At 61.9% G+C, this 10,443-nt stretch carries 8 protein-coding genes and 1 pseudogene; 1 reads left to right on the forward strand and 8 read right to left on the reverse strand.

All coding sequences use genetic code 11. From position 1 onward, the window contains the following. The 8 genes from AC4FAH_RS04270 to AC4FAH_RS04305 all read right to left on the reverse strand — a co-directional run. On the reverse strand, window positions 1-965 hold a 965-nt coding region (locus AC4FAH_RS04270), incomplete at its 3' end, for an FAD:protein FMN transferase (RefSeq protein ID WP_490245686.1). 45 nt (window positions 966-1,010) lie between these two features. After that, window positions 1,011-2,243 carry an NADH:ubiquinone reductase (Na(+)-transporting) subunit F gene (gene nqrF / locus AC4FAH_RS04275; protein WP_043331915.1) on the reverse strand — a complete coding sequence of 411 codons (1,233 nt, stop codon included), beginning with the start codon at window positions 2,241-2,243 and terminating at the stop codon, window positions 1,011-1,013. Between the two features lie 25 nt (window positions 2,244-2,268). Further along, window positions 2,269-2,889, reverse strand: coding sequence for an NADH:ubiquinone reductase (Na(+)-transporting) subunit E (gene nqrE / locus AC4FAH_RS04280; protein WP_043331916.1), 621 nt, complete (start codon window positions 2,887-2,889; stop codon window positions 2,269-2,271). Window position 2,890: 1 nt separating this feature from the next. Beyond that, a complete protein-coding gene (locus tag AC4FAH_RS04285; protein WP_043331917.1) occupies window positions 2,891-3,559 on the reverse strand; it encodes an NADH:ubiquinone reductase (Na(+)-transporting) subunit D in 669 nt (222 codons plus the stop codon). A gap of 2 nt (window positions 3,560-3,561) precedes the next feature. Beyond that, entirely contained in the window at window positions 3,562-4,344 is a 783-nt protein-coding gene (locus tag AC4FAH_RS04290; RefSeq protein ID WP_153635247.1) for a Na(+)-translocating NADH-quinone reductase subunit C, read from the reverse strand. Window position 4,345: 1 nt separating this feature from the next. Then, the gene (locus tag AC4FAH_RS04295) at window positions 4,346-5,578 is read right to left on the reverse strand and encodes an NADH:ubiquinone reductase (Na(+)-transporting) subunit B (protein WP_043331920.1); all 1,233 of its coding nucleotides are present in this window, start codon (window positions 5,576-5,578) and stop codon (window positions 4,346-4,348) included. Further along, window positions 5,578-6,927 (reverse strand): Na(+)-translocating NADH-quinone reductase subunit A, encoded by a 1,350-nt coding sequence (locus tag AC4FAH_RS04300; protein WP_054555019.1) that lies wholly within the window; start codon window positions 6,925-6,927, stop codon window positions 5,578-5,580. The genes AC4FAH_RS04295 and AC4FAH_RS04300 overlap by 1 nt, the downstream gene beginning before the upstream one ends. Window positions 6,928-7,268: 341 nt before the next feature. Beyond that, entirely contained in the window at window positions 7,269-8,717 is a 1,449-nt protein-coding gene (locus AC4FAH_RS04305; protein ID WP_043331922.1) for a glyceraldehyde-3-phosphate dehydrogenase, read from the reverse strand. Window positions 8,718-9,313: 596 nt separating this feature from the next. On the opposite strand from AC4FAH_RS04305, the pseudogene AC4FAH_RS04310 reads away from it, so the two are divergent. Then, window positions 9,314-10,443, forward strand: a pseudogene (locus tag AC4FAH_RS04310) (transcription-repair coupling factor); the annotation flags it as partial.

A 10,443-nucleotide genomic window follows, 5' to 3' on the forward strand; every position in this document is an offset into this window, starting at 1 on the left:
AATGCCGGACTCCAGGACTGTTTGAAGCCATCATCCGTTTTGACAATGAAATAGGCGGCAATGTTCTCGCGAATTGCGATCGTCATTGCCTTCTCGGCGCCCAGCACGTTGAGTGCCGTGGCCCAGGCGTCCGCACTCGCGCAATCCGGCGTGATCACGGTGACCGAGGCCAGACTGTGCTGGATCGGTCGACCGGTACGTGGATCGATCGTGTGCGAGTAACGTACGCCGTCCTGCTCGAAATAGTTGCGGTAATCACCGGAGGTGGCAACCGCGGCATTGCCGGGATCGATGATCCGCTGCACCGAGCGCTCGAAGGACTTCGGCGCTTCGATGGCGATCCGCCACGGCTTGTGGCCGGGCTTCTCACCCTTGACGCGGATCTCGCCACCGACTTCGACCAGATAGTTCTCGATGCCATTGGCCTCGAGCACATCGGCGACTCTGTCCACCCCATAGCCCTTGGCGATCCCCGACAGGTCGGCATACACCGGCTTGCGCTTGATCACCGTATTGCCATCGAGCTCCAGCGCCAGATGATCGACCTTCTCGAGCGCCTGCGCGATCTGTTCATCGCTCGGCGCCTTGTCGAGACGCTCATCCGGGCCGAAGCCCCACAGATTGACGGCCGGACCGACGGTGATATCGAAGGCCCCGTCGGAGCGCTTGCCGATATCCTGCGACTCGGCCAGCACCTGCGCCAGGCCATCCGACAGCGTGATCGGCGTATCCAGCGGCGCCTGATTCAGCTTCGAGAGCTCCGAGGCGTCCTTGTAGGTCGACATCTGCCAGTCGACCTTGTCGAGCGCCTCGAGACTCGCCTGCTTGAGCGACGTCACCGCATCGGCGTCCAGGTCCGCAGCCACCGTGACATGGAACCCGGTGCCGAAGATGGGGCCGGCGAAGCGATGCAACTCAGGGTTGCTGGAATTTTCACAGCCTGCAACCAGCAGGGCCAGCCCCATGAGGGCCGGCCCTGCCAGTCGTCTTGCGACGCGTGACATCATCGATCAACCACCGAAGTCATCGAGCAGGATGTTCTCCGGCTCTACACCCATGTCGGTGAGCATCTTGACGACGGCGGCGTTCATCATGGGCGGCCCGCACATGTAGTACTCGCAATCCTCAGGCGCCGGGTGGTCCTTGAGGTAGTTTTCGTACAGGACATTGTGGATGAAGCCCGTCGGGCCTTCCCAGTTGTCCTCAGGCTGCGGATCGGACAGCGCCAGGTGCCATTCGAAGTTCTCGTTCTCTTCGGCCAGCTTGTCGTATTCCTCGTTGTAGAACGACTCGCGCATGGAGCGCGCACCGTACCAGAACGACATCTTGCGCTTGGAATTCAGACGCTTGAGCTGATCGAAGATATGGCTGCGCATCGGCGCCATGCCGGCACCACCACCGATGAAGACCATCTCGGCGTCGGTGTCCTTGGCGAAGAACTCACCGAACGGCCCCATCACGGTCACCTTGTCACCCGGCTTCAGCGAGAAGACGTAGGTGGACATCAGACCCGGCGGATGCTGGGAATTCGGCGGCGGAGTGGCGATACGGATGTTGAACTTCAGGATGCCGTACTCTTCCGGATAGTTCGCCATGGAGTAAGCGCGGATGACCGGCTCTTCGTTCTTGTGCTGAACGTTGAACAGACCGAACTTCTCCCAGTCACCACGATACTCCTCTTCGATGTCGAAGTCGGAGAACTTGATGTCGTAGGCCGGCGCTTCCAGCTGCACGTAACCACCGGCGCGGAAGTTGACTTCCTCGCCTTCCGGCAGCTGCAGGTTCAGCTCCTTGATGAAGGTCGCGACGTTCGGGTTGGCGGTGACGGTGGTTTCCCACTTCTTCACGCCGAAGATCTCTTCCGGCACTTCGATCTTCATGTCCTGCTTGACCGGGACCTGGCACGACAGGCGCCAGCCTTCCTTCTTCTCACCCATGGTGAAGTGGGATTCTTCGGTCGGCAGGATGGAACCGCCGCCTTCCGAGATCCGGCACTTGCACTGGGCACAGGAGCCACCGCCACCACAGGCGGAGGACAGGAAGATGCCGTTGGCGGCCAGGGTCTGCAGCAGCTTGCCGCCGGCCTGGGTCGTCAGGGTGTTGGCGGGGTCGTTGTTGATCTCGATCTGGACGTCACCACTCGAGACCAGCTTGCTGCGTGCCGCGAGAATCACGAGCACCAGGCCGATAACGACCACGGTGAACATGACGACGCCGAGCACGATGATGGAGGTATCTACCATTTCGATTTCCTTATGCTCGGTTGCGTTACAGCTGGACGCCGGAGAAGGACATGAAGCCCAGCGACATCAGGCCAACGGTGATGAAGGTGATGCCCAGACCCTGCAGGCCAGCCGGCACGTCAGAGTACTTGAGCTTCTCGCGGATACCGGCCAGTGCAGCGATGGCCAGTGCCCAACCGAAACCGGCACCCACGCCATAGATGACGGACTCACCGAAGGTGTAGTCACGCTGCACCATGAACAGGGCCGCACCGAGGATGGCGCAGTTGACCGTGATCAGCGGCAGGAACACGCCCAGCGCGTTGTAGAGCGCCGGCACGAACTTGTCGAGGAACATCTCGAGGATCTGGACGATCGCCGCGATGACGCCGATGTAGGACAGGTAGCCCAGGAAGGACAGGTCGATGCTCTCCGCCCCTTCCAGACCCGTCCAGGTCAGCGCGCCTTCACGCAGCAGGTAGTTCAGGATCAGGTTGTTGACCGGGACGGTCACCGCCAGCACGACGATGACGGCCACGCCCAGACCGATCGCGGACTGGATCTTCTTGGACACCGCCAGGAAGGTACACATGCCCAGGAAGAAGGCCAGTGCCATGTTCTCGACGAACACGGCCTTGATGAACAGGCTCAGATAGTGTTCGAACATGTTACACAGCCTCCTTGATCTTGGTGTTGGCGGTAATCTTGTACTCCGCCTTCTCGACCTGCTCCGGGTAGATGCTGCGCAGCACCCAGATGAACAGACCGATGACGAAGAACGCGGACGGCGGCAGCAGCATCAGGCCGTTCGGGATGTACCAGCCACCGTCGTTGACGGTCTGCAGGATGGTCACGCCGAACAGGGAGCCGGAACCGAACAGCTCACGCACGAAGCCGACCACCAGCAGGATCACGGTGTAGCCGAGACCGTTGCCGATACCGTCGATGAAGCTCATCGTCGGGCCATTCTGCATGGCGTAGGCTTCAGCGCGACCCATCACGATGCAGTTGGTGATGATCAGACCGACGAAGACCGACAGCTGCTTGGATGTCTCGAAGGCGAAGGCCTTCAGCGACTGGTCGACCACGATGACCAGCGAGGCAATGATCGTCATCTGCACGATGATGCGGATGGACGACGGGATGTGATTGCGGATCAACGAGATGAACATGCTGGAGAACGCTGTCACCAGGCACACCGCGATACCCATGATCAGGGCGGTGTTCATCGAGTTGGTCACCGCCAGCGCGGAGCAGATACCGAGGATCTGCAGCGCGATGGGGTTGTTCTTGAAGATCGGCGTCGTCAGGACACCTTTAGGAGTTTCGGCTGCCATCATTACGCTCCTTTGACGTCACGGAACTGGGTCAGGTACTTGGCGAAGCCATTCTCACCCATCCAGAACTGCAACAGGTTGGTCACGCCGTTGCTGGTCAGGGTAGCCCCTGACAGCGCATCGACCTGGTACTTGGCATCCGGAGAAGACGGATTCACGCCGCCCTTCTTCAGGTGCACTTCCGGGTCCATGCTGCCTTCGGGATAGATCTTCTTGCCATCCCACTGGGCCTTCCACTTCGGGTTGTCGACTTCGCCGCCAAGCCCCGGAGTTTCGCCCTGCTGGTAGAAGGAGAGACCGACCACGGTGTTGCCGTCACCCTTCAGTGCCAGATAGCCGTACATCATTGACCACAGGCCGTTGCCGCGCACCGGGACGATGATCTCGTCCGGCTGCTCGACATCGCCGACCAGGTAGACCACGGAGTACTGCTCACGACGCTTGATGCCCGGCAGGTCTTCGTCGCCAGACAGGGTGCGTGAGGTGGCCGGGTCCTTGGACATCTTGGCCTGGTCGTACTTCTCCGGGTCGATGTCATCGACGTATTCACCGGAATCCAGGTCCACCACCTTGGCGGTGACCTTGTCACGGAACTGCTGACCGATGTCCTCACCCGGTTGCAGCAGCTCGGCGACCGCGAGGATGTTGCTCTTGCGGTCCAGCTCGGCATTGGTCAGCTGCATCGGACGCAGCACGACCGCCGCGGTGGAAACGACCACCGAGCAGACGATGCACAGCCCGAGCGCGACGCCGAGGGTTTTCTTGATGGAGTTGTTGCTGGCCATGTCAGACGGTCTCCTCGTTCGCGATGCCGGCAGTCTCGCGCTTGACGCGGCGCTTGATGTTGGCCTGCACGACGAAGTGGTCGATCAGCGGAGCGAACAGGTTGGCGAACAGGATCGCCAGCATGATGCCCTCCGGGAAGGCCGGGTTGGCGACACGGATCAGCACGGTCATCACGCCGATCAGTGCACCGAATACCAGCTTGCCCTTGTTGGTCATGGACGCGGAGACCGGATCGGTGGCCATGAAGACCATGCCGAAGGCGAAGCCGCCGATGACCATGTGCCAGTACCACGGCATCTCGAACATGGCATTGGTGTCGCTGCCGATGGCATTGAACAGCGCCGAGGTCGCGATCATGCCCAGCAGGACGCCCAGCATGATTCGCCACGAGGCGATACGCGTCCACAGCAGCACTGCGGCACCGAGGAAGATCGCCAGTGTGGAGACCTCACCCACCGAGCCCGGAATGAAGCCGAGGAAGGCATCGGTCCAGCTCATCTGCTGCATCAGGGCACCCATGCCATCCTGCGCGGCAGTGGAGAGCGCGGTCGCACCGGTGAAGCCGTCTGCCGGTACCCATACCGCGTCGCCGGAAATGCTGGCCGGGTAGGCGAAGTACAGGAAGGCACGGCCGGACAGTGCCGGGTTGAGGAAGTTCTTGCCGGTACCGCCGAAGACTTCCTTGCCGATCACCACACCGAAGGTGATACCGAGCGCGACCTGCCACAGCGGAATGGTCGCCGGCAGTGTCAGGGCGAACAGCACCGAGGTGACGAAGAAGCCTTCGTTGACCTCGTGGCCGCGACGCATCGCGAACAGCACTTCCCAGAACCCGCCGACCGCGAAGGTCACCAGATAGATGGGCAGGAAGTAGGTGGCCCCCAGGATGAAGTTGGCCCACACGCTGCCGGCATCGTGGCTACCCGCCAGCAGCATGACGATGGCTTCACGCCAGCCGCCCAGTGCGCTGTAACCGCCAGCGATGGCCTCGTTGGCCTGCAGACCGGCGTTGTACATGCCGAAGAACATGGCCGGGAAGGTACACATCCAGACCGTGATCATGATGCGCTTCAGGTCGATGCCATCACGCACGTGAGTGGTGCTGCGCGTGACGCTCGCCGGCGCATAGAAAATGGTGTCCACGGCTTCGTAGAGCGCGTAGAACTTCTCGTACTTGCCACCTTTGTGGAAGTGCGGCTCCAGGTTATCCAGAGTCTGTCGAATGCCCATCATCAGACCTCTTTCTCGATCGTGGTGAGGTTGTCACGCAGGATGGGACCGTACTCGTACTTGCCCGGGCACACGTAGGTGCACAGCGCGAGGTCCTCTTCATCAAGCTCCAGGCAGCCAAGCTGCATGCCGGTCTCGATATCACCCACGATCAGCGAACGCAGCAGCTGCGTCGGCAGAATGTCCAGCGGCATGACCGCCTCGTACGCGCCCACCGGCACCATGGCACGCTCGGAGCCGTTGGTGGAGGTGTTCGGGCGGTAGTCGGTCAGACCGGTCAGCTTCGACAGGTAGATACCCAGCACCGAGTGACGCTTGGCGCCCATCGACAGCCAGCCCATGAAGGCACGCTTGTTGCCTTCCTCGAGCAGGCTCACCTGATTGTGGTAGCGGCTGACGAAACGCAGCGCCCCTTCACAGGTCAGGCCGGAGAACACCGAACCGGAGATGACACGCGTGTCTTCCGGCTGCTCGACTTCGCCCTTGAGCAGCTCTTCGGTGCTGGCGCCCAGACGGGTGCGCAGCAGACGCGGCTTGGTGGCACGCGGGCCACCGACGGCGATGACGCGCGTGGTATCCAGGCGACCTTCCGCCAGCAGCGTACCGATGGCGACCACATCCTGATAACCGACATGCCAGACCTGACGCTGCAGGCTGACCGGTGCGAGGTGATGGATGTGCGTGCCCGGCAGACCCGCCGGGTGCGGGCCCTTGAAGGACTCGCTGACCACACCGGAGACGTCGCCACCCGGGATATCAGCACCCGGTGCCTGGCACAGGAACACCTTGCCTTCGGTCAGACGCGTCAGTGCGACGAGACCCTGACGGAAAGCGGCTTCCTGACCCTTGAGCACCACGGCCGGATCCGCGGACAGTGGGTGGGTATCGATGGCGGTGACGAAGATGGCTGCCGGCTTGGCATCCAGCGCCGGCACGCGCGAGAACGGGCGGGTACGCAGCGCCGTCCACAGGCCGGACTCGACCAGCTGGTCGACCACGACCTGACGTTCGAGACCTGCAATGGCGGCGTCGCCATGTGCAGTGAATTCCACAGCTTCGCCCTGCGCGTCGATCTCGATGACCACGGACAGAAGCTTGCGCTTCTCGCCACGATTGATCTCGACCACAGTACCGGCAGCAGGCGCGGTGTAACGGACGCCCGGGGTCTTCTTGTCGGTGAACAGGAGTTGCCCCTGCTTCACCTTGTCCCCTTCGCGGACTTCCATCGTCGGCTTCATGCCGACGTAGTCAACACCCAGGATCGCTACGCGACGAACGGGCTGCGCATCCTCGATACGCTGCTCCGGCGCCCCGGCGATGGGGAGATCCAGGCCACGTTTGACTTCGATCATAGACTCGCCCAATTGTCGGATCTGATGTTGTTCAGGAAAGATCACCCATCGTAGATACGCCTCGAGGCCGATAATTGACCAGGCAACCTCGCGATTTTCGCGTATCAGGCAATGTGAATGCTTTTCTTATCAGACGGTTGGAGGTGTAGCCCAGAGATTGGACCGGCCCAAAAAAATCCGGCTCATTATAAAGATGCGAGGCCGGAAAGACCATACGACACTAAAGTGGTGCACACGCCGAAAACGCCAACGCCCCCGCCATCATTGAGGGCGGGGGCGTTGTAACAGCAGGTATTTATTTCAATTTTTCGCAAGTCACGCCACAGACGCGGCGCATTGACTCAGCGCGTAGGGAAGTAGCTGAAACGCACGTTGGACATGTGCTGCAGAATACGCACCACCTGACAGCTGTAACCGAACTCGTTGTCGTACCACACGTACACGACGGCCTGCTTGTCGGTGACGATGGTCGCCTGGCCATCGACGATGCCGGAATGGCGGTTGCCGACGAAGTCCGAGGACACCACTTCACAGGAATCGACGTAGTCGATCTGCTTCTGCAGCGAGGAATGCAGCGAGGCGGTGCGCAGGAAGTCGTTCATGCGCTCGGCGTCGCTTGCGGTGTTCAGCGTCAGGTTGAGGATCGCCATCGAGACATTGGGCGTCGGCACGCGGATCGCGTTGCCGGTCAGCTTGCCGGAAAGCTCCGGCAGTGCCTTGGCGACGGCCTTGGCGGCACCGGTCTCGGTCAACACCATGTTGAGGGCCGCGGCACGGCCACGACGGTCACCACTGTGGAAGTTGTCGATCAGGTTCTGGTCGTTGGTATAGGAGTGCACTGTCTCGACGTGACCCTGGCTGACACCGTACTCGTCGTGCAGCACCTTCAGCACCGGCACGATGGCGTTGGTGGTACAGGAGGCCGCGGAGATGATGCGGTCATCATCGCTGATGTCGGTGTGGTTGACGCCGTAGACGATGTTCTTGAGATCGCCCTTGCCCGGCGCCGTCAGCAGCACCTTGGCCACGCCCTTGCACTCCAGGTGCTGACCCAGGCCCGCTTCGTCACGCCACTTGCCGGTGTTGTCGACCACGATGGCGTTGTCGATGCCGTGCGCGGTGTAATCGATCTCGGTGGGCGAATTGGCGTAGATGATCTTGATGTAGTTGCCGTTGACGATCAGCGCCGAGTTTTCTTCATCGACGGTGATGCTGCCCTCGAAGGGACCGTGCACCGAGTCGCGACGCAGCAGGCTGGCCCGCTTTTCCAGGTCATCCTTGCTGCCACGCACCACGATGGCGCGCAGACGCAGCAGGTTACCGCCGCCAGCTTTCTCGATCATGATGCGCGCCAACAGGCGACCGATACGCCCGAAGCCATACAGGACGACATCCTTCGGGTCGCCGCCCATGCCGCCTTCGACGTAGCCACCGACGATGTCGGCCAGCTCACGCTTGAGGAAGGCGGTGATGTCCGTCTCGTCAGAGCGCTTGAAGGCGACCGCCAGCTTGCCGATATCGACGTGGGCCGGGCCCAGGTTGAGCTCGATCATCGCGCGCACCAGCGGGAAGGTATCTTCCACTGACAGCTCGACGCCTTCGGCCTTGCGCACCCAACGGTGGTTCTTGAGGATGCGCACCATCGAGCGATTGATCAGCGAACGCCCGTAGATGGAGGGCACGACGTTGAAGCGGCGGTAGAGATCTCCCAACAGCGGGATCATCTGCTCCGCGAGGGCTTCATTGTCCTGCCACTGCTTGAAACAGGCTTCGAGATTCTCTTGGCTCACGGGTGCATCCTCTCACGTGCGGGCAAATAATGATGGTCGTCACCGAGCGCTTGGCGACGCCGGACAAGGCCAGCTGAGTATGCGTAACGCGGCTATGCACCACAATGAAAGGATGGTCGCACGCAGGGTAGTAGTGCTACAGAATCAACGATTTGACTACAAAAGCGTTTCCCCCATCCCGCGCTCGGCCATCTGTGTCCACGGTGCTGAAAAGCACATCACTTGCCCCCATATAGCGACTGACTTGCTATGATCAAGCGCGACTCCTTTCATGGCGGCGACTGACGTTGCAGCCCCTTGCGCTGCGACAGCTTGCGTTGAAGCGCGCCTGGCAAGCCAAGGCATCGCGTCTGCCTTGTCGCGCTCATGAGTATTCTGCGCGCTATTGAATGTGCCGCGCGCTCACCAATGTGCCGTGCACCCGAGAGACTGCCTTGCGCCCATGAGTCGCTCAGCGTCATCTGCATGCGTGGGCCGCTCATCGTGAGCGACTGACCCAGCACCTTATTCACTCGGGCCCTGCCCGTGACGTCATCCCGTGCCGTGAACGCCGCAAGGCGTTGCGCCCAAGCCCAGGACACAAGACACCAGAGCCCATGTTCGAGACTCCGCTGACGCCCCCGTTGCCGCGCTCGCGCCGCGAAACCACCTTCTGGATGCTCAATGACCCTAGCGCCGCGGCGCTGGCGCTGGCGCGCCTGGCCGATGCCGATGAAGCGCCGCTGATGGTCATCACCCCGGACACCGCCAGCGCCCAGCGCCTGGAAGCCGACCTGCGCTTCTATACGCGCCATCCCGAGCGCCTGCTGCCCTTCCCCGATTGGGAAACGCTGCCCTACGACAGCTTCTCGCCGCACCAGGACATCGTCTCGGAGCGTCTGCGCACCCTGCGTACCCTGCAGACCAGCCGCCGCGCCATCGTGCCGGTGCCGGTCAACACCCTGATGCAGCGCCTCGCGCCGGTGGATTACATCGCAGGCCAGGTCTTCAGTCTCGCCAAGGGCGACATCCTCAATCGCGAGGACTTCCGCTCACGCCTGTCGCGAGCCGGTTACCGCGCGGTGGAGACGGTCTACGAGCCGGGCGAATACGCCCTGCGCGGCGCATTGATCGACCTGTTCCCCATGGGCAGCGAGCAACCGCTGCGCATCGACCTGTTCGATGACGAGATCGACACCCTGCGTGCCTTCGACCCTGACACCCAGCGCAGTGGCGACAAGGTCGAGGCGATCGAGATTCTGCCCGCGCATGAATACCCGCTGACGCGCGGCGCCATCGCCTGCTTCCGCGAGGGCTTCGAGACGCTGTTCGATGTCGACCCGCGCCAGTGCATTCTCTACAACGACGCCATCAAGGGCATTCCCTCGCCGGGGCTCGAGCAGTACCTGCCGCTGTTCTTCGACGAGACCGCGACGCTCTTTGATCATATGGGCGACGAGCTGCGCATCGCCATGCTGCCCGGCGTGCGCGAGGCAGCCGAGAGCCACTGGGACGCCATCACCACCCGCTACGCCAATCTGGGCGTCGACCCGACACGCCCGCTGCTGCCACCGCACCGCGCCTTCGTGCCGGTCAATGAGCTGCTGGGCCTGATCAAGCAGCACGAACGTATCGAGCTGGTACGTGAGTCCAATGCCCACGCCATCGAATTCGGCCATCAGACGCTGCCGAGCCTGGCCATCGATGCGCGCAGCGCCGACCCGACCCAGGCCCTGGCCAGCTTCCT

It is taken from the genome of Cobetia sp. (assembly GCF_983723665.1).